The following is a 19,788-nucleotide window of genomic DNA, read 5'->3' as shown; positions in this document are numbered from 1 at the left end:
TCGAGGGAGAGGGCGGATGCTGTCGCGATATGTTGGACTTGCCGTTGCGGTCGTGGTCGCCGCATCCTTTGCGACGCTTGCATACGCACAGGACGCCGAGCGCAAGGGCATCGCTGCGCCGCCCGGCCACGTCTTCAAGACCATCATCTCCGGCTACGAATTTCGCAGCAAGGAGACCCGTGCGCTGCAGGACGACGATCTGGAGAACCCGGGCTTCCTCGCGGTGGAGCGCGCCGCGGACGTCTGGAAGAAGGTCGAAGGCACAGAGGGCAAGTCCTGCATGAGCTGCCACGGCCAGGCCGAGACGAGCATGAAGGGCGTCGGCGCCGCTATGCCGAAATGGGACGACAAGCTGAAGAAGCCGGTCAATCTCGAGCAACGCATCAACATCTGCCGCACCGAAAAAATGAAGGCAGAGCCATGGGCCTTCAAGTCCCAGGCGCTCACCGACATGACGACTTTCGTCCGTTTCCAGTCACGGGGCATGCCGGTGGCGGTCAAGACCGACGGTCCGATGTCGCCGTGGTTCGAGCGCGGTAAACAGACCTATTATACGCGCTACGGTCAGCTCGATCTTGCATGCGCATCCTGTCATGAACGCAACAACGGCAAGTTCATGCGGGCCGATTTTCTCAGCCAAGGCCAGACCAACGGCTTTCCGACCTATCGGCTGCGCGACCAGCGTGTGGTGCCGCTGCACGAGCGCTTCGAAGGCTGCATGTTCGACGTGCGTGCCGAGCCTTTCAAGCCGCTGTCGGACGAGTTTCTTGCGCTCGAGCTCTACGTCGCCTGGCGCGGCATCGGGCTGCCGGTCGAAACGCCCGCGGTGCGCAACTAATCGAGATTCCAGGAGCCTTGGGCATGATCTCTCGCCGCGAGTTCATTCAGGTCGCCACGGCGACGGTCGCGCTGACGGCCGGCGCCAGCGCCGGCCTGACAAGAGCGTTCGCCCAGCAGCGTCTGACGGAGAAGGAGCTCCTGGCCTTCGAGCCGCTCGGTAACGTTACGCTAGTACACGTCACCGACATCCACGGCCAGCTGATGCCACTGTATTTCCGCGAGCCCTCGACCAATCTCGGCGTCGGCGAAGCGAAGGGACTTCCGCCGCACGTGACGGCGAAGGAATTTCTCGCCCGTTTCGGCATCGCGCCGGGGTCGTCGGCTGCGTATGCGTTGACATCGGAGGACTTCGAAGCGCTCGCCAAAACCTATGGCCGGATCGGCGGCCTCGATCGCGCCGCCACGGTCATCAAGGCCATTCGCGCCGAGCGCGGCGACAAGGTCGCTTTGCTCGACGGCGGCGATACCTGGCAGGGATCATGGTCGTCCTTGAAAACACGCGGCCAGGACATGATCGACTGCATGGCCCTGCTCAAACCGGACGCCATGACCGGGCATTGGGAGTTCACCTACGGCACCGAGCGGGTCAAGCAGGCGATCGAAGGACTCGGCTTCCCGTTCCTCGGTCTCAACATCCGCGATACCGAATGGAACGAGGCGGCGTTCGAGCCCTCGACCATGATCGAGCGCGGCGGCGTCAAGATCGCGGTGCTGGGCCAGGCCTTTCCCTATACTCCGGTCGCCAATCCGCGCTGGATGATTCCGAACTGGTCGTTCGGCGTGCGCGAGGAGGACGTCCAGGCGCAGGTCGACAAGGCGCGCAAGGGTGGTGCGCAGCTCGTCGTGCTGCTCTCGCACAACGGTTTTGATGTCGACCGCAAGCTTGCGAGCCGCGTCAAGGGCGTCGACGTGATCCTGACCGGACATACCCACGACGCGCTGCCGGAGGCGGTGAAGGTCGGCAAGACACTGCTGATCGCGTCGGGTTCGTCCGGCAAGTTCGTGTCGCGGCTCGACCTCGACGTCCGCGACGGCGAGGTCAAGGCTTACAGTTACAAACTCATTCCGCTGTTCTCCGACGTGATCGCGGCCGATGCCGAGATGGCCGCGAAGATCGCCGAGGTGCGCAAGCCCTTCGCGTCCGACCTGGCCAAAGTGCTCGGCAAGACGGATTCGCTGCTCTACCGGCGCGGCAATTTCAACGGCACGTTCGACGATCTGATCTGCCAGGCGCTGGTGCAGGAGCGCGACGCCGAGATCGCGCTGTCGCCCGGCTTCCGCTGGGGCACCAGCGTGCTGCCGGGGCAGGACATCACCTTCGAGGACGTCACCAACGCGACTGCGATCACCTATCCGGCGGTCTATCGCATGGGCATGACGGGTGCGCGGTTGAAGGAGATCATCGAGGACGTCGCCGACAATCTCTTCAACGTCGATCCCTACTACCAGCAGGGCGGCGACATGGTGCGCATCGGCGGGCTGTCCTACGCGATCGATGTCGCAAAGCCGCAAGGCAGCCGCATCTCGGACATGCGGCTGGTCAAGACCGGCGCGCCGATCGATCCCGCCAGGGAATATCAGGTCGCCGGCTGGGCCAGCGTCAACGAAGGAACCGAAGGGCCGCCCATCTGGGAGGTCGTCGCCAACTATCTGACCCGACAGAAGACGGTTCGCCTCGAACCCAATAGAGCTGTCAAAGTGACCGGAGCGTAAGAAGCGATGTCGAAGATGGACAGTCCCCGGCAATCCCGACGTAATTTCCTGGCCGCTGGTGCCGGCGCTGCGGCGTCGGTGCTCGCCAAGCCCGCCTTCGCCGGCGGCGGCAATCCGGCCAACCAGCCCCCCAACGTGCCGGAATGGACCAAATCGCTCGGCGAAGGCGTCGTCGTGCGTCCCTATGGCAAGCCATCGAAATTCGAGAAGGACGTCGTCCGGCGCGACGTCGAATGGCTGACCGCCTCGCGCGAATCCTCCGTCAGCTTCACCCCGCTGCACGAGCTCGAAGGCATCATCACGCCGAACGGTCTCTGTTTCGAGCGGCATCACGGCGGCATCGCCGAGATCGATCCGGCCGATCATCGCCTGATGATCCATGGCCTAGTGGAGCGTCCGCTGATCCTTACGCTTGAGGAGCTCAAGCGCTATCCGCGCGTCAACCGCATCCACTTCATGGAATGCGCGGCCAACTCCGGCATGGAGTGGCGCGGTGCGCAGCTCAATGGCTGCCAGTTCACCCACGGCATGATCCATTGCGTGCAGTACACCGGCGTGTCGCTGCGCACGCTCCTGGAAGAAGCCGGCGTCAAGAGCAATGGCAAGTGGTTGCTGGTCGAGGGCGCCGATGCGGCTGCGATGGACCGCAGCCTGCCGATTGAGAAGGCGCTCGACGACTGCATCATTGCCTACAAGATGAATGGCGAGGCGCTCTATCCCGAGCAGGGCTATCCGATGCGGCTCGTCGTGCCAGGCTGGCAGGGCAATCTCTGGGTCAAGTGGCTGCGCCGCATCAAGATCGGCGATCAGCCCTGGCATACCCGCGAGGAGACGTCGAAATACACGGACCTGATGCCCAACGGCAAGGCGCGTCGCTTCACCTGGTCGATGGACGCCAAGTCGGTGATCACGAGCCCCAGTCCGCAGGCGCCGATCAGGCACGGCAAGGGTTTTACCATCGTCTCGGGGCTGGCCTGGAGTGGAAACGGCAAGGTCAAGCGCGTGGACGTCTCGCTCGATGGCGGCCGCAACTGGTGGCCGGCGCGGCTCGATGGGCCCGTGCTCGACAAGGCGCTGACGCGTTTCTACTACGAGTTCGACTGGAACGGCGAGCCGCTGCTGCTGCAATCGCGTGTGCAGGACGAGACCGGCTACGTGCAGCCGAGTAAGGCCGAGCTGCGCAAGATCCGCGGCGTCAACTCCATCTATCACAACAATGGCATCCAGACCTGGCATGTGCAGGCCAATGGTGAGGTCGAGAATGTCGAAGTCGCCTAAGTTCATTCTAACGGCGCTGCTCGCTTGCGCGCTGAGCGCGCCCGCGCTCGGGCAGCAGAAGACCGATGCCAAAGCCGGTCAGCGTTATCACATCGGCCGCGCGCCGACTGCGGAGGAAATCCGCGGCTGGGATATCGACGTGCGGCCCGATGGTCAGGGCCTGCCGCAGGGCAAGGGCACGGTTAACCAGGGCGAAAAGCTCTTCATGGACAATTGCGCGTCCTGCCACGGCGAGTTCGGCGAGGGCAATGGCCGCTGGCCGGTGCTCGCCGGCGGCAAGGGCTCGCTGACCTCTGACAATCCGGTCAAGACGGTGGGTTCGTACTGGCCCTACGCCTCGACCGTGTTCGACTACGTCCGTCACGCCATGCCCTATGGCAATGCGGAGTCGTTGTCGGTCGACGAATACTATGCGCTGGTCGCCTATGTCTTGTACCTGAACGATGTCGTTACCGACCAGAATTTCGAGCTGACCAACAAGAACCTCGCCACGATCAAGATGCCGAATGAGCACGGATTTGTGATGGATGATCGCGCGACCACGGAGAAGTCGTTCTGGCAGAAGGATCCTTGCATGAAGGATTGCATCGCGCCGGTGAAGATCACCGCGCGCGCGGCTGCAATCGACGTGACCCCTGAAGATGGCAAGGACAAGAAGTCGCGGGGCGTGGAGTGAGCCGCGGGCAGGCGAGCCGCCGCGGATTGCTTCGCGGGCTGGTCGCTGCCGCCCTTGTCGTGACAAGTTGCGCCGCCCCGACCCGGGCAGCCGAGCCACACAAGCTCGCGCTGCAGATCAGTGACGACGACCCGGTCAAGATGCGCGCCGTCCTCGATGTTGCGGCCAACGTCTCGCGGCACTATTCCGGGCAGGGTGAGGACGCCGAGATCGTGGTGGTCGCCTTCAACGGCGGCCTCGACATGCTGCTCGAGGACCGATCGCCGGTGAAGGAGCGCCTGGTGAACTTTTTGAAGTCGATGCCCAATGTGAGCTTTATCGCCTGCGGCAATACGCTGGAGACGCTCGCGGCGAAGGAAGAAGGCCGGCGGCCGCCGCTGATCAAGGGTGTCAGCGTCACCCAGGTCGGTGTTGCCGCGCTGATGGATCTGGCGGAAAGGAACTGGACGATCGTTCGTCCCTGAGGAGAGAGACGCCGATGCGATGGTTGATGGGACTGGCTGTCTTGCTCGCTCTCGCGCGGCCTGCCTGCGCCGCCGAGCAGGAGCTCGAATTGTCCATCAACGGCCATACGGCGCTCGCGACGCTGCGCACGCCCGCGTCGATGGCGCCAGACACGCCGCTGGTCGTGATGACCCACGGTACGCTCGCGCACAAGGACATGGAGGTCATGCAGGGCGTTGCCAAGGCACTCGAGCAGCGCGGTATCGCTTCGCTCGCGCATACGCTTACGCTGGGGCTCGATCGCCGCAAGGGCATGTATGACTGCGCCACACGGCACGACTATGCGGCCGACGAAGCGGTTGGTGAGATCGGCGCCTGGGTGGCGCGGGCGAAGAGCATGTCGCGATTCGTCTTCGTCTTCGGTCACTCGCGCGGCGGCAACCAGGTCGCGCGCTATTTGGCGGCAAGCGAAACCGCTCCCGTCGCGGGTGCGGTGCTGCTGGCGCCGACGACCGGGGGAGCGGAGGTTGGCCTGCGCGCCTCCTATGCCCAGACCTATGGCAAGCCGCTCGAGCCGCTGCTGGAGAAGGCGACCAAGGCCATCGCTGCGGGACGCGGCGGCGAATGGATGGACGTGCCCGGCTTCATCTATTGCCGCAACGCTGTGGTGACGGCGCGGGCCTTTGCCTCCTTCTATGCCGCCGATGCCGCCCAGGACACCGCGGCGCTCGTGGCGCGCATGAAGCTGCCGGTGCTGGTGCTCACCGCCACCAAGGATACCGTAGTGCCCGACGTGACAGCGTCCTTCGCACCGCTCGCCGATTCGAGCGGCGGCAGAGTGCAACTCGAAAGAATCGAGGACGCCGATCATTTCTTCCGCGACCTCTTTACGGAAGATGTCACCGACCGCATCGCGGAGTTCATCAAGCAGACACGATAGGAGGGACCGTGCAGCGCCGATTAATGCTTCGCGTCAGCCTTGCGGCACTATTCGGCGCTCTCGCTGCGCGCGAGACGGCCGCGGCGACGGAGGCGCCCGCGCGACAGCGCGTCGTCTATCACCTCGCCGATGCCGAGCGGGTCGTCTTCGTGCTGGGCAACCTCCAGAACCACGTCGATGGCGGCGTCGGATTTGACGCGTGCGCCAACACGATGAAGGCACAGGGCGTCAAGCTCGACGACCTCACGCCCGGCTTCGTGGTGGCTGAGAGGGGCGGCGTCGTTCGGCTCGCCGAGCTGCAACAGCAGGGATATGCCTATCTGCGTCCCTGATGGCGATCTCCCGCGGGCTTTTCGGGCCTTGATTTGGCTCATTTAGCGAGGCCGCGCCGCACGGTAGATTGGCGGACCTCGATGGAGCACTGAGGCGGCCGTGCTGACGACAGTCATCGATCTCCTGGGCGAAGACTGGCTGTCATGGCTTGGCGGTCTTCTGGTCGGTGGCCTGTTCGGGTTCTTCGCCCAGCGTAGCCGCTTCTGCCTGCGTGCGGCAGCCGTCGAATTTTCCCGCGGCGAGGGCGGGCCGCGCCTGGCGGTTTGGCTCCTGACCTTTGCGGCGGCACTCGTGGGCACGCAGGCCTTTGTCGTGTTGGGCCTGCTCGACGTCTCCGAGGCGCGTCAACTCGCGCAGCAGGGCAGCATCTCGGGCGCGATCGCGGGCGGCGTGATGTTCGGCTGCGGCATGATCCTGGCGCGCGGCTGCGCCAGCCGGCTGCTGGTGCTGTCGGCCAACGGCAATCTGAGAGCGCTGCTGTCGGGCCTGGTGTTCGCTGTGACGGCGCAGGCCTCGTATCGCGGCCTCTTGTCGCCCGCGCGCGAATGGGTGACCAATCTGTGGCTGGTCGATGGCGGCCCGTCGCGCGACATCATGGCCATGTTCGGCGCAGGCTTGCCCGAGAAGCTCGCTTTCGGCGGACTGTGGCTGATTGCGGGGCTCGCCTTCGCTTTTCGCAGCCAGTTGCCGCGCCGCCTGATTCTCTCCGCGCTGGCAACCGGCGCCGCCGTGGTTGCCGGCTGGCTCTTCACCTACCAGCTCTCGCAGACCTCCTTCGCACCGGTATCGTTGAAAAGCCTCACCTTCAGCGGCCCCTCGGCCGAATTGCTGATGCTGGTGCTCAACAGTTCGCAGCTCCGGCTCGGCTTCGACCTCGGTATCATTCCCGGCGTGTTCCTCGGCTCGTTCGTCGCCGCGGCTGTCGCGCACGAGTTGAAGCTTGAGGGCTTTTCGGACGGACTCGGCATGCGGCGCTATCTCCTCGGCGCGGTGTTGATGGGGTTCGGTGCGATGCTCGCCGGCGGCTGCGCGGTCGGCGCCGGGGTGACCGGCGCCTCGGTATTCGCGCTCACCGCCTGGCTCGTGCTCGGCGGCATGTGGCTCGGGGCAGGGCTCACCGATCTGCTGGTCGATCGCGCCGGCGCGCCGCAACCGCAGCAGGCGGCGGACTCGCCAGCGATGGGCGCCTGACCTCATAATTTAGACGTTGCTAAATTATATTTTTTGAATATGATTTTCGGTGCGGGCCGATCGCGCGGCAGAAACGCGGATCGCGCCGCTGCCGGGGAAACGCACATGACTACCATCACGGAAAGCTATGTTCGCGAGACGCCGCGCGCCGCGCGGATCGACTGGTCGCCCTATCTGGTCGGCGCCGGAATCGGACTGTTGAGCTGGATCGCGTTTGCGGTGTTCGGCGATCCGCTCGGCGTCACCACTGCCTATTCGCGCGTCGCCTCGCTGTTCGCCGTCCCGGTGATCGGGCCGGAGGCGGTGGCGCAGAATTCCTACTGGAAGAGCATGCCGCTGAAATGGGACTACGGCGTCTGGTTCCTGGTCGGCATTCCCGCTGGCGCGTTGCTCTCGGCGGTGATGTCGGGCACCTGGCGGCTTGAGCTCGTGCCTGACGTCTGGAAGGAGCGCTTCGGACCGTCGATCGCCAAGCGCTTTGTCGGCGCGTTTCTCGGCGGCATCGTGATCATGTACGGCGCGCGGCTCGCCGGTGGCTGCACCAGCGGACACGGCATTTCCGGCGGCTTGCAGCTCGCGGTGTCGAGCTGGCTATTTCTGGCGGTGATGTTTGCCACCGGGCTCGGTATCTCCGCACTCATGTTCCGCAACCGCTGAGGGGAGAATCGAGATGACCGCAATGATGACAATCCTTGGTCCGGTGTTGATGGGCGCGGCCTTCGGCTTCCTGCTTCAGCGTGGCAAGGTGACGAACTGCAACGTGATCGAGAACCAGTTTCGCTTGCGCGACTTCACCGTGTTGAAGGTGATGGGCACGGCGATCGTCGTCGGCGGGCTCGGCGTGCTGTTGCTCGTCGATACCGGCAACACGAAATACTATGTGAAGGATGCCAACATGCTGGCGGTCGCGCTCGGCGCCGCGCTGTTCGGCGTCGGCATGGTGGTGTACGGCTACTGTCCCGGAACGGCGCTCGGCGCGATCGCCACCGGTAGCGTCCATGCCTTGGTCGGTGCGCTCGGCATGGTCGCAGGCGCCGTCCTCTACGCGCTGAGCTTCGACTGGCTGAAGGCCCATGTGCTCAACGTCTGGACGCTGGGCAAAGTCCGACTTCCGGATGTGACGAATATCCCGGACATCGTCTGGTTTGCTGCGCTTGCGGTCGGCGCCGGGCTCTTCTTTTGGTGGGTCGAATCCGCGGAAGCCAGGCGGAAGCGCATATAACAAATTACCGCAATCCGAACGGGCAGTTCACCGTTTTGGCGTCTTGCAGAAGAGCTTGTGCAGCGTTGAAAACAGCTCTTCGATCCGCTGGTCTGCGATACGGTACCACATCGCTTGACCATCGCGCCGACAGGCGACGATACGCTCTGTCTTCAGCTTTGCAAGGTGCTGCGATAGAGCCGAAGCGGAAATGCCGACATCCTCGGCAAGCGCGCTCGCGGTGATTTCGCCATATTCGACTAGCTTGCAGACGATGAGCAGACGATGCTCATTGGCGAACATGCGCATCACTGCGGCCACCGCCTTCGCCTGCTTTTGGAGTTCGTTCGTGTTCATTCGGCGCATGACGATGTTTCATTAGCATTTGGATGCCAGCCGTCAAAAGCGACGGAAATCCTGGTTTGGCCGGTCATGAATGGTCCGCTATTGAATGGGCGCAGTATGACCATGCGAGGTATACTGACGTCGCGGCATGAGTATAACCGAAGCCCGTCGCTCTCAGGGACCTCTGACACACGTCATAGGAGTGACGTGCGCACTCTCGCTCCCGCGCAGGCGACGTGTGGACTGAGAATCCGAAGTAGCGATTTCCGCTTCCAATTCATGCATATATGGTCCTAGAAGAGCCAAACAGCGGAAGCTTGCTCAAACAGGCTTCTCAATCGGATCAATCGCCTAAAGGGTCGATCGGAATCAAAATATCTTAGCAAAATGAATGATTTAGATCGCGGATTTTCCACGGCCCCCATGATGGATTGGACTGACCGGCAATGTCGCGTCTTCCATCGCCATCTCACGCGTCGGGCGTTGCTTTACACGGAGATGCTGACCACGGGCGCAGTCATCCATGGCGACCGGGCGCGGCTGCTTGGGCACGATGCGTGCGAGCATCCGGTGGCGTTGCAGCTCGGCGGTTCCGACCCGCGCGACCTCGCGGAAGCGGCAAAGATTGGCGAAAGCTTTGGCTATGACGAGATCAATCTCAATGTCGGCTGTCCGTCGGATCGCGTGAAGGACGGCCGTTTCGGTGCTTGCCTGATGGCGGAACCGGCGCTGGTTGCCGAGTGCGTTGCCGCGATGAAGCGCGCGGTGCGCGTGCCCGTCACCGTGAAGTGCCGCATCGGCATCGACGATCAGGATCCCGAGGCAGCACTTGATGCGCTCGCGCGTGGCGTCGTCGCCGCCGGCAGCGACGCCTTGATCGTGCACGCCCGAAAGGCCTGGCTCAACGGGTTGTCGCCGAAGGAAAACCGCGACATCCCGCCGCTCGATTATGATCGCGTCTACCGGCTCAAGCGCGCGATGCCGGAGGTGCCCATTATCATCAACGGCGGCATCCTCAGCATCGACGAAGCGAAGGCGCATCTCGCCCATGTCGATGGCGTGATGCTGGGACGGGCCGCCTATCAGGAGCCGTGGCGGCTGCTTGCGGTCGATGCCGAGATTTTTGGCGAGGCGGCGCCGCATGCGACCATGCAGGACGCGCTCGAGGCGATGATGCCTTACATCGAGGCGCAGCTTGCACAGGGGACGCGATTGCACGCTATCACGCGGCACTTCGTCGGCGCCTTCCATGCGGTGCCGGGTGCGCGCGCATTTCGCCGGCATCTGGCGGAGAATGGCGTCAAGCCGGGGGCGGGTGTTTCTGTGCTGCGCGATGCGATCGCGCGCGTCACGCTGCGCGAGCCGGCGGAAGCCGCAGCGTAGTCGTTTTACTGATAACCGTGCAGCTTCAGCTTGTCGGCGCGCACTTCGAGGCGCTCCAGCCGGTCGAGGAAGCTCATGCCGAGCAGGTTTGTCTTCATCGTGCCGTGCGGCACCACCAGGGCCGGCACCGAGCGCTCGACCAGCTTGCCGATGGCAAGGCGATCGAGCGTGAGCCGCGCCGCCTTGGTGTGGCCGCCGGCCGTTTCGACATCGACATTGTAGTCCAGCAATTCGAGCGGCAGGCCGGCCGCCTTTGCTGTCTCGTAGGTGAGCACGACGGAGGTCGCGCCGGTGTCGACTACCATCGGCGCGTTGACGCCGTTGATCCGCGCCAGCAGCGCGAATTCGCCGCCTCGGCCGCGCTGGATTTCGACGGCCTGGGTCTTCACGGTGGTGCGCTTGCGCAGGAAATCGGACACGGTGTCGCTGGCGCGCGCGACCTGCTCGGGATCGTTGTAGGCGACGACCGCGCCCGCGGTTGCGACCAGAAGCAGGACGACCAGGATGAGACGGCTCATCGGGCGTCTCCAAACGACTGCGTCAGGCTTTCGAACCCGCCATCGGCTGCAGGCCGGCTTGCGCCATGCGCGCGGGCAACAGCGCCATCACCGCGAGCCGTTCGCTGCGCTCCATCGCATGCCAGCGCGCGATCTCGGGAAGCGTGCGGCCGCAGCCGAAGCACAGCCTGGTCTTGGGATCGATCATGCAGACGGCGATGCACGGCGTATCTTTGCTCATTCGGGCATAGTGACGGATAATCGGGCAGGTCTGCAAGCATCTCTTATGAACCCGTGCCCGCGCTCATGATCGGCTTGTTGCGCGGCCGGCGTTTCTCGTCGGGAACAACAGTGTCCGGCTGAAGCGGCGGAGCTTCTTCCGCCATCGGCGCCAGCGCCGACATCACGCGCTCCGGCGGGAAGGTGACGATCACTTCGGTGCCGATGCGCAGCTTCGATTTCAGCGTGAAGGTGCCGCCGTGCATATCGACCAGGTTCTTGGCGATGGGCAGGCCGAGGCCCGCGCCCTGTTCGGCCGACTTGATCGAGTTGGAGCCTTGGCCGAATGAGGCCAGCACGATCGGGATCTCATCCTCGGGGATTCCGGAACCGGAATCCCTGACGCTGAGATATTGGCCGCCGGACGCGGTCCAACCGACCTTCAGCCAGATCTCGCCGCCCTGCGGCGTGAACTTGATCGAGTTGGATAAGAGATTGAGCACGACCTGGCGGATGGCGCGCTCGTCGGCCCACAGCCGCGGCATGTCCTGCTCGAACACCTCGTGGATGGTGATGCCGCGGTTGGAGGCGCGCAGCTTCATCAGATGATGGCAGTCGGCGACCACGCCGAGCAGCGAGACCGCTTCTTCGTTGAGCTCGTAGCGGCCGGCCTCGATCCGCGACAGATCGAGGATCTCGTTGATGAGGTTGAGCAGGTGCACCCCGGAATTATGGATGTCGGCGGAATATTCCTTGTAGACCGGCACCGCATGCGCGCCAAAAATCTCGCTCTTCATCACCTCGGAGAAGCCGAGGATGGCGTTGAGCGGCGTGCGCAGCTCGTGGCTCATCTGCGCCAGGAAGCGCGACTTCGCGACATTGGCCGACTCGGCGCGGTGGCGCGCCTCGTCGGAGATCGCCTTGGCCTGTTCCAGCTCGCCGATCAGCGCATCCTTCTCCGCGCGCGCCTCTAACGTGGCGAAGGTCGAGGCGTGCAACTGCCGTGCAAGCAGCACGAAATAGAACTCGGCGGCGAGCGCCAGCGCCGCCAGGATGTAATTGTCCAGAGAGCCGGTGACGACGAAGCTCAGCGCCATCGCGACCGCAACGGGGGCGGTGGCCGCAAGCGCCGCGATCGGCAGGTTGGCCGCCAGCATGCTCGACACTGCGATCACCAGCAGCATCAGGAACATCATCAGCGTTTCCGTGACCATGTCGAGCACGGGGTGGATCAGGATCGCCATCCAGCACAGGCCGTAGAGCAGGTCGAGCACGACGAAGCGCGTGCGCCATTTGCGCGTTCCGGCCGGCGTCGATGGCTCGGCCAGGAAGCGGTGGCAGCTCTTGATCATCGCGGCGTGGATGCAGAGCATGCCGCAGGTCCAGACCGCCGCCGGGATCGGCTGCATCCAGAGCCCGAACAAGAGGCCGGTCGCTACCACCAGCAGCATCACGACGTAGGACGCCGACAGCCGCGTCTGGGCATATTGCCGGAGCAGTTCGCTGTCGAAGGCGGGCCGCGTTCCGCTCGTGGACGTTAACTTGTCGCGGGCCTCGCGCACCCGCTTCGCCGCAGCCTTTCGGCTGCTCGCCGACGGCGGGGCCACCGGCTCGGCCGGAACCTGCACGACCTCGGGTTTTTCAGCGGGGTTACTCATGCAACGACACAATTCCTGCCCGCGCTTTGGACGGGCCTTCTGCATTCTCTATCTCTGGCAATAAATCCTTAAGAGCTGACTTAAGGAGCTAAAGAATTACGTTAACCGGGGGTTAATTTGGGCGAGCAGCGGCGGCTCGGCTCACTGCGTCAACGCATATTGCGCGATGTAGACGCCGGCACCCGCCAGATAGCCGAGCAGCGCCAGTCCGCCGATGCGGCGGGCGTACCAGAGGAACTCGATCTTCTCGAGGCCCATCGCGGCGACACCGGCCGCGGAACCGATGATCAGGATCGATCCGCCGGTGCCGGCGCAGTAGGCGATGAACTCCCAGATGAAGCTGTCTGGCGGGAACTGCTTCAGCTCGTACATGCCCATGGTCGCGGCCACCAGCGGCACATTGTCGATGATGGCGCTGAGGAGGCCGAGCAGGATGACGATGACGTCGTGTCGGCCAATGGTTGCCTCAAGCCAGCGCGCCAGCATCGCAAGCATTCCGGCATGTTCGAGCGCTGCGACCGCAAGCAGGATGCCGACAAAGAACACGATCGCGGTCATGTCGATCCGCGTCAGGGCGTGCACGAGGGTGAGGGGCCGGCGTTCGTCCTCGTCCTTGCGGCGATGGACGATCTCGCCGACCATCCAGAGAACGCCGAGCCCGAACAGGATGCCCATGAAGGGCGCAAGATGGGTGGCCGTTTTGAAGACCGGTACGGCGATGAGAATGCCGAGCCCGAGATAGAACATCAGGTTGCGCTCGAACGGATCGACCTTTGGCAGGCTGTCATCCCTGGAGAGCGGCGCGATCAGCTTGCCCCGCAGCGACCAGCTCACGATCCCCAGTGGCACCAGAAGGTTGATCAGCGACGGCAGGATCAGCGCGGTCATGATATTCACTGGCGTGACCTGTCCACCGATCCAGAGCATCGTCGTGGTCACGTCGCCGATCACGGTCCAGGCGCCACCGGCATTCGCCGCGATCACGATAAGGGAGGCGAACACCAGCCGGTCGTTACGCTCGCTGATGAGCTTCTGGATCAGCGAGACCATGACGATGGTCGTGGTGAGGTTGTCCAGGATCGCGCTGAGAAAGAACGTCACGAAGCCGATGAGCCAGATCAGGGTGATCTGGCTCCTGGTGCGGATCAGCGCGGTGATGACCTCGAAGCCATTATGGGCGTCGATCACCTCGACGATCGTCATCGCGCCGATCAGGAAGAACACGATCTGCGCGGTGGAGGCGACGGACTCCTCGAGCTGGTGGTTGACCGTCGCCGGGTCGTGCATTGCCGTCGCGTACAAGGTCCACAACAGGCCGGCACCGATCAGCGCGCTCGCGCTCTTGTTGATCCCAATGGGATGCTCGAGCGCGATCGCCGCGTAAGCCAGAACGAAGATCGTGGCGAGCGCGATCAGCAAGGCGGTGTCAGCCCCTCAGCCGTCAGCGTGAAAGACGTGCGAGCAGGCTCGACGTATCCCAGCGCTTGCCGCCCATCTTCTCGACTTCGGAGTAGAACTGGTCGACCAGCGCGGTGACCGGCAGGTTGGCGCCGTTGCGGCGGGCTTCGGCGATCGCGATCGACAGGTCCTTGCGCATCCATTCGACGGCGAAGCCGAAATCGTACTTGCCCTCGTTCATGGTCTTGTAGCGGTTCTCCATCTGCCAGGACTGCGCGGCCCCCTTCGAGATGGTCTCGATCACGGCGGCGACGTCGAGGCCGCTCTTCTTGGCGAAGTGGATGCCCTCGGAGAGGCCCTGCACCAGACCGGCGATGCAGATCTGGTTGACCATCTTCGTCAGTTGGCCGGAGCCGGCCGGCCCGAGCAGCTTGCACATCCGCGCATAGGCGCCCGTGATGATCGGCTCGGCGCCGGCATAGGCATCCGGGGCACCGCCGCACATCACCGTGAGCACGCCGTTCTCCGCGCCGGCCTGGCCGCCGGAGACGGGCGCGTCGACGAACTTGAAGCCGGCCTTGGTCGCGGCGGCATCGAGCTCGCGCGCGACTTCGGCTGATGCCGTGGTGTGGTCGACGAAGGTCGCGCCCTTCTTCATGCCGGCGAACGCGCCGTCGGCGCCGATCGTCACCGCACGCAGATCGTTGTCGTTGCCGACGCAGCACATCACGAAGTCCTGGCCTTCGGCGGCGGCCTTCGGCGTGGCCGCGGTCTTGCCACCGAACTTGTCCGCCCATTCCTTGGCCTTGGCCGCGGTGCGGTTATAGACGGTCACCTCATGGCCGCCCTTTTTCACGAGGTGACCCGCCATCGGAAAGCCCATCACGCCGAGACCGAGGAAAGCGACTTTAGCCATGTGTGTAACCTTGTTTGGACCCTGGGATTTGTTGATTTGCCGGGGCTGGAGCCAGCCGGCCATATTCTCAAAGAGGGGTTCCGTCGCACGGTGCGGAACGGGCGCACCATAAACCCTAGAGCGGGGAGGGCAACGGCTTCGTTTGGCGACCTCCTGTGCTAGGATGCAAGGACAAGGATTTCAAAAAAAGGGAGTGAGCGACATGGGTGTGAGCGTGGGCGTCCTCGATCATTTCAACATCAGGACCCGGAAACTCGCCGAGACGGTCCGCTTCTATGAGGACGTGCTGGGCCTCGAGAAGGGCGCGCGGCCGAATTTCGCGTTTCCGGGCGCCTGGATGTATAGCGAGGGCAAGGCGGTGGTCCACCTGGTCGACATTTCTGCGACCGACGAGGCCCAAAAGCCCGATTCCGGCGTTGTTCACCACGTCGCCTTCGTCAGCCAGGGCTTTGACGGCATGAAGCGGCGGCTGAGCTCCAAGGGCATGGCATTCGACTCCCGCCAGGTGCCCGGCGGCGACCTCTGGCAGATCTTCGTCCACGACCCCAACGGGGTGATGATCGAGCTCAACTACGAGGCCGCCAAGGAGCAGGGGGCTGCGCCCATGGAGAGTGCGGACGATATCGGGAGGCAGTAGCCTTTTCGGCGTTTCCGTCTTAATGGGGCGCATCAGCCCAAAAGCGCGATCGGGATCGCGCCTTTGGGGTTTCTTAGTTGAGCATGATCTTATCGGAAAACCGCCCACACTTTTCCGGATCATGCTCGTTCAGGAGATGCGCCCTTGAGCGTGACGCAGCAGCAGGTTCTCGAAATCCTCGGCCGGATCAAATCGCCGCGCGGGGTCGCGCTCACCAATGCCAATGTGCTGAGCGCGATCAGCGCCTCTGACGGCAAGGTCTTCTTCTCCATCAACGTCGATGCCGCCGAGGCGCGGGCCTGGGAGTCCATCCGGGCTGAAGCCGAAGCCGCCGTCCGCGCCATGCCGGGGGTGACCACCGCCATGGTCGCGCTGACCGCCGAGCGCAAGCCGGGCACCGCAGCGCCACCGCCGCCACCGGCCGCAGGTCGCACGCAGGGCGTCCAACCGGCTGCCGCCCATAAGCATCCGCATCCGCCGGGTGCTGCCTCGCCGATGTCGCGCCAGGCCGAAATTCCCGGCGTCGCCGCGGTCATCGCGGTGGCCTCCGGCAAGGGCGGGGTCGGCAAGTCCACGACCGCGCTCAACCTGGCGCTGGGCCTGCGCGATCTCGGCCTCAAGGTCGGGCTGCTCGACGCCGACATCTACGGCCCCTCGGTGCCGCGCTTGACGGGCCTGCGCGACAAGCCGGAGCTGAACGCCGAGCGCAAGATGATCCCGCTTCGTCGCTTCGGCCTCGCCATCATGTCGATCGGCTTCCTCGTCGAGGAGGAGACGGCGATGATCTGGCGCGGACCGATGGTGATGTCGGCGGTGACCCAGATGCTGCGCGACGTCGACTGGGGCAAGCTCGATGTCCTCGTCGTCGACATGCCGCCCGGCACGGGCGACGCCCAGCTCACGCTCGCCCAGAACGTCCCCCTCAAGGGCGCGGTGATCGTCTCGACCCCGCAGGACCTGTCCCTGATCGACGCACGGCGGGGCCTTGCCATGTTCAAGAAGGTCAACGTGCCCGTGCTCGGCATCGTCGAGAACATGAGCTATTTCCAGTGCCCGCATTGCGGGACCAAGTCGGACATTTTCGGCCATGGCGGGGCCCGGCACGAGGCCGAGAAGCTTGGGGTACCGTTCCTGGGCGAAATCCCGCTCCACATGGCGATTCGCTCGACGTCGGATGCCGGGAATCCGGTGGTCGACAGCGAGCCGGATGGACCCCACGCGGCGATCTATCGCGCCATTGCCGGGGGCGTGCGGGACCAGCTCAAGGGCACGATTCCGGCGGCCTGAGATGTCCCTGCGGGCATGCGACTTTCGTACAGTCCAGTCATGCCATTGTCGCGTTTCGAAACCGGGATATCCGTGTTAAACGCCCCCGCTAGTCAAGGCGCGTTCGGTTCGATGCGGCTATTTTAGCGCATAGCCGGGGCGGCAGCAAAAAGAGAAGTCGGGGAAACGCCCCTACAAGGAGAGACCTGAAGATGAAGCGTCGTGATTTCCTGAAAGTGTCGGCAGCAGGTGCGGCGGCGACCGCCGCGGTGGCCTCGCCGGCAATTGCCCAATCGATGCCCGAGGTGAAGTGGCGCCTGACGTCGAGCTTCCCGAAATCGCTCGACACCATCTATGGCGGCGCCGAGCAGGTGGCGAAATACGTCTCCGACATGACCGATGGCAAGTTCCAGATCCAGGTTTTCGCCGCCGGTGAAGTCGTCCCGGGCCTGCAGGCGCTCGACGCGACCTCGAATGGCACGGTCGAGATGTGCCACACGGTGTCGTACTATTACGTCGGCAAGGACCCGACCTTTGCGATCTACTCCGCGGTGCCGTTCGGCCTCAACGCGCGCCAGCAGAACTCCTGGCTCTTCCAGGGCGGCGGCAACGAGCTCGCCAACGAGTTCTTCAAGAAATCGGGTGTGATCGGCTTCCCCTGCGGCAACACCGGCACCCAGATGGGCGGCTGGTTCCGCAAGGAGATCAAGACCGTTGCCGATCTCTCCGGCCTGAAATTCCGCATCGGCGGCATCGCCGGCCAGGTGCTCCAGAAGGTCGGCGTCGTGCCGCAGCAGCTCGCTGGCGGCGACATCTATCCGGCGCTGGAAAAGGGCACCATCGACGCGGCCGAGTGGGTCGGTCCGTATGACGACGAGAAGCTCGGCTTCGCCAAGGTCGCCAAGTACTACTACTATCCGGGTTTCTGGGAGGGCGGCCCGACCGTGCACGCCATGGTCAACCTGGAGAAGTGGAACGCGCTGCCCAAGAACTATCAGGCGATCCTCACCAGCGCGACCGTCCACGCCAATACCTGGATGGCGGCCCGCTACGACATGGTCAATCCGACCGCGCTGAAGCGCCTGGTGGCCGGCGGCACCCAGCTTCGTCCCTTCACCAACGAAGTGCTCGAGGCTTGCCTCAAGGCAACCAACGAGCTGTGGGGCGAGATCTCGGCCAAGAACGCCGACTTCAAGAAGTCGATCGACGCCATGCAGGCCTACCGCTCCGATGAGTATCTGTGGTGGCAGGTCGCCGAATATACCTACGACAGCTTCATGATCCGCTCGCGGACCCGCGGCTGATCAAGACTTAGGCTGCCTACGTCCCAAGTCGGAAGACCGGAAAGCCCGGCCTCGTCAGCGAGGCTGGGCTTTTTGCGTATGGCATTCGGGAACCGGATGCTCCATGCTGCCGTCCGAAGCCTCGTCAAGAAGGCGCGCACACAGTCACAATCCATCAGGGTAGGAAATCATGAAGAGAAGAGACTTCATCAGGGTCACCGGGCTTGCGGCCGCCGGAAGTGCCGCGCTCGCCGCACCGGCCATCGCGCAGTCGATGCCGGAGATCAAGTGGCGGTTGACGGCGAGCTGGCCGAAGTCGCTCGATACGCTCTGGGGCGGCGTCGAGCTGTTTGCCAAATACGTTGGCGAAGCCACGGACAACAAGTTCCAGATCCAGACCTTCGCCGCCGGCGAGATCGTGCCGGGCTTGCAGGTTCTCGACGCCGTGCAAAACGGCACGGTCGAGATGGGACATACGGCCTCCTATTATTACTTCGGCAAGGATCCGACCTTTGCCTTCGCGACGGCGGTGCCGTTCGGCCCCAATCAGCGTCTCAACCAGGCTTGGTACATGCTGGGCGGCGGCAAGGAGCTGATGAACGAGTTTTACAAGGGCTACAACGTCATCTCGTTCCTCGCCGGCAACACCGGCTGTCAGATGGGCGGCTGGTTCCGGAAGGAGATCAACACCGTCGACGACCTCAAGGGTCTGAAGATGCGCATCGGGGGCTTCGCCGGGAAGGTTCTGCAGAAGCTGGGCGTCGTGCCGCAGCAGCTTGCCGGAGGCGATATCTATCCCGCCCTGGAAAAGGGCACCATCGACGCTGCCGAATGGGTCGGGCCGTATGACGACGAGAAGCTCGGCTTCAACAAGGTCGCGCCACACTATTACTATCCCGGATGGTGGGAAGGCGGCCCGATGCTGATGGGACTCGTCAACCTTGAGAAGTGGAATTCGCTGCCGAAGCCCTACCAAGCCATCATCGAGCAGGCCGGCCAGGCGGCCAATAGCTGGATGATGGCGAGATACGATCAGGCCAATCCGGCAGCGATGAAGAAATTGCTCGCCGGCGGCACGAAGCTGCACGCGTTTTCGCCGCCGATCATGCAGGCCTGCCTGAAGGCGACCAAGGAGCTGTATGCCGAGACCGCGGCAACCAATCCGAACTTCAAGAAGGTGCTGGATTCCATGAACAGCTTCACGAGCAACGGCTACCAATGGTTCCAGGTTGCCGAGCTCGGCTACGACAGCTTCATGGCACGCAATCCACAGACCTGATTGCGACAAGCAGCAAACTGAAAAGAGCCCCGGAGTGCAAACTCCGGGGCTTTTGCCTTGAACCTGTCCGATCCCTGGGTCAGGATTTCCTGCAGCATCGGAATGATCCGGACCCAAAGTGAAATGCGCCTTCTGATCGTCGAGGACAATATCGAGCTCTCACAGCTCGTCGCGAGCGGCCTGCTGACGGCGGGTTACGAGAGCGACGTCGTGAGCAGCGCTGCGGAGGCGCGCGATGCCACCCGCAACGTCAGCTACGCCGCCATGGTCCTCGATCTCGGCCTGCCCGAC

At 63.8% G+C, this 19,788-nt stretch carries 21 protein-coding genes and 1 pseudogene; 16 read left to right on the top strand and 6 right to left on the bottom strand.

Annotated elements, in window-relative coordinates; translation table 11 throughout:
• The first annotated feature begins 16 nt into the window (after positions 1 to 16).
• From soxA to C2U70_RS07540, 10 genes are all read left to right on the top strand, one after another.
• A complete protein-coding gene (soxA, locus tag C2U70_RS07585; RefSeq protein ID WP_140977388.1) occupies positions 17 to 838 on the top strand; it encodes a sulfur oxidation c-type cytochrome SoxA in 822 nt (273 codons plus the stop codon).
• A gap of 23 nt (positions 839 to 861) precedes the next feature.
• A complete protein-coding gene (soxB, locus tag C2U70_RS07580) occupies positions 862 to 2,553 on the top strand; it encodes a thiosulfohydrolase SoxB (protein WP_140977387.1) in 1,692 nt (563 codons plus the stop codon).
• A gap of 6 nt (positions 2,554 to 2,559) precedes the next feature.
• Complete coding sequence (soxC, locus tag C2U70_RS07575; protein ID WP_140977386.1) at positions 2,560 to 3,831, top strand: sulfite dehydrogenase; 1,272 nt, start codon at positions 2,560 to 2,562, stop codon at positions 3,829 to 3,831.
• Positions 3,815 to 4,507 carry a c-type cytochrome gene (locus C2U70_RS07570; RefSeq protein ID WP_246666689.1) on the top strand — a complete coding sequence of 231 codons (693 nt, stop codon included), beginning with the start codon at positions 3,815 to 3,817 and terminating at the stop codon, positions 4,505 to 4,507. Before soxC ends, C2U70_RS07570 begins: the two co-directional genes overlap by 17 nt.
• Positions 4,504 to 4,971, top strand: a complete 468-nt coding sequence (locus C2U70_RS07565) for a hypothetical protein (protein ID WP_140977384.1) — start codon at positions 4,504 to 4,506, stop codon at positions 4,969 to 4,971. Before C2U70_RS07570 ends, C2U70_RS07565 begins: the two co-directional genes overlap by 4 nt.
• A 14-nt stretch (positions 4,972 to 4,985) precedes the next feature.
• Positions 4,986 to 5,891: an alpha/beta hydrolase gene (locus tag C2U70_RS07560; protein WP_140977383.1), complete on the top strand. Its 906-nt coding sequence runs from the start codon at positions 4,986 to 4,988 to the stop codon at positions 5,889 to 5,891.
• Positions 5,892 to 5,899: 8 nt separating this feature from the next.
• Positions 5,900 to 6,223, top strand: coding sequence for a DsrE family protein (locus C2U70_RS07555; RefSeq protein ID WP_140977382.1), 324 nt, complete (start codon positions 5,900 to 5,902; stop codon positions 6,221 to 6,223).
• Between the two features lie 100 nt (positions 6,224 to 6,323).
• Positions 6,324 to 7,415 carry a YeeE/YedE family protein gene (locus C2U70_RS07550; protein WP_140977381.1) on the top strand — a complete coding sequence of 364 codons (1,092 nt, stop codon included), beginning with the start codon at positions 6,324 to 6,326 and terminating at the stop codon, positions 7,413 to 7,415.
• 105 nt (positions 7,416 to 7,520) lie between these two features.
• A complete protein-coding gene (locus tag C2U70_RS07545) occupies positions 7,521 to 8,072 on the top strand; it encodes a YeeE/YedE thiosulfate transporter family protein (RefSeq protein ID WP_140977380.1) in 552 nt (183 codons plus the stop codon).
• A gap of 13 nt (positions 8,073 to 8,085) precedes the next feature.
• Complete coding sequence (locus C2U70_RS07540) at positions 8,086 to 8,637, top strand: YeeE/YedE thiosulfate transporter family protein (protein WP_140977379.1); 552 nt, start codon at positions 8,086 to 8,088, stop codon at positions 8,635 to 8,637.
• A gap of 27 nt (positions 8,638 to 8,664) precedes the next feature.
• On the opposite strand, the gene C2U70_RS07535 is transcribed toward C2U70_RS07540, so the two are convergent.
• On the bottom strand, positions 8,665 to 8,982 hold the full coding sequence (locus tag C2U70_RS07535) for an ArsR/SmtB family transcription factor (protein ID WP_140977378.1): 318 nt from the start codon (positions 8,980 to 8,982) through the stop codon (positions 8,665 to 8,667).
• 366 nt (positions 8,983 to 9,348) lie between these two features.
• On the opposite strand from C2U70_RS07535, the gene dusA reads away from it, so the two are divergent.
• Positions 9,349 to 10,344 (top strand): tRNA dihydrouridine(20/20a) synthase DusA, encoded by a 996-nt coding sequence (dusA, locus tag C2U70_RS07530; RefSeq protein WP_140977377.1) that lies wholly within the window; start codon positions 9,349 to 9,351, stop codon positions 10,342 to 10,344.
• Between the two features lie 5 nt (positions 10,345 to 10,349).
• Here dusA and C2U70_RS07525 read toward each other — a convergent pair whose 3' ends face one another.
• From C2U70_RS07525 to C2U70_RS07505, 5 genes are all read right to left on the bottom strand, one after another.
• Positions 10,350 to 10,862, bottom strand: a complete 513-nt coding sequence (locus C2U70_RS07525) for a TIGR02281 family clan AA aspartic protease (RefSeq protein WP_140977376.1) — start codon at positions 10,860 to 10,862, stop codon at positions 10,350 to 10,352.
• Positions 10,863 to 10,884: 22 nt separating this feature from the next.
• Positions 10,885 to 11,082, bottom strand: coding sequence for a DUF1289 domain-containing protein (locus C2U70_RS07520; protein ID WP_140977375.1), 198 nt, complete (start codon positions 11,080 to 11,082; stop codon positions 10,885 to 10,887).
• A gap of 43 nt (positions 11,083 to 11,125) precedes the next feature.
• Positions 11,126 to 12,718: a sensor histidine kinase gene (locus C2U70_RS07515; RefSeq protein WP_186294114.1), complete on the bottom strand. Its 1,593-nt coding sequence runs from the start codon at positions 12,716 to 12,718 to the stop codon at positions 11,126 to 11,128.
• 141 nt (positions 12,719 to 12,859) lie between these two features.
• The gene (nhaD, locus tag C2U70_RS07510) at positions 12,860 to 14,137 is read right to left on the bottom strand and encodes a sodium:proton antiporter NhaD (RefSeq protein WP_140977373.1); all 1,278 of its coding nucleotides are present in this window, start codon (positions 14,135 to 14,137) and stop codon (positions 12,860 to 12,862) included.
• Between the two features lie 22 nt (positions 14,138 to 14,159).
• On the bottom strand, positions 14,160 to 15,032 hold the full coding sequence (locus tag C2U70_RS07505) for an NAD(P)-dependent oxidoreductase (protein ID WP_140977372.1): 873 nt from the start codon (positions 15,030 to 15,032) through the stop codon (positions 14,160 to 14,162).
• 202 nt (positions 15,033 to 15,234) lie between these two features.
• On the opposite strand from C2U70_RS07505, the gene C2U70_RS07500 reads away from it, so the two are divergent.
• The 5 genes and pseudogenes from C2U70_RS07500 to C2U70_RS33420 all read left to right on the top strand — a co-directional run.
• Entirely contained in the window at positions 15,235 to 15,669 is a 435-nt protein-coding gene (locus C2U70_RS07500; protein ID WP_140977371.1) for a VOC family protein, read from the top strand.
• Between the two features lie 144 nt (positions 15,670 to 15,813).
• A complete protein-coding gene (locus tag C2U70_RS07495; protein WP_140977370.1) occupies positions 15,814 to 16,956 on the top strand; it encodes an Mrp/NBP35 family ATP-binding protein in 1,143 nt (380 codons plus the stop codon).
• 191 nt (positions 16,957 to 17,147) lie between these two features.
• On the top strand, positions 17,148 to 18,239 hold the full coding sequence (locus tag C2U70_RS07490; RefSeq protein WP_140977369.1) for a TRAP transporter substrate-binding protein: 1,092 nt from the start codon (positions 17,148 to 17,150) through the stop codon (positions 18,237 to 18,239).
• A 169-nt stretch (positions 18,240 to 18,408) separates the two neighbouring features.
• Positions 18,409 to 19,497, top strand: coding sequence for a TRAP transporter substrate-binding protein (locus C2U70_RS07485; RefSeq protein ID WP_140977368.1), 1,089 nt, complete (start codon positions 18,409 to 18,411; stop codon positions 19,495 to 19,497).
• A 123-nt stretch (positions 19,498 to 19,620) separates the two neighbouring features.
• Positions 19,621 to 19,788 (top strand): annotated as a pseudogene (locus tag C2U70_RS33420) (DNA-binding response regulator); the annotation flags it as partial.

The sequence above is a fragment of the Bradyrhizobium guangdongense genome (genome assembly GCF_006483445.1).
In the GTDB taxonomy this organism is placed as follows: Bacteria; Pseudomonadota; Alphaproteobacteria; order Rhizobiales; family Xanthobacteraceae; genus Bradyrhizobium; species Bradyrhizobium guangdongense_A.
Note: the sequence above shows the minus strand (reverse complement) of the source record. Positions and strands in the feature narration are given on the sequence as shown.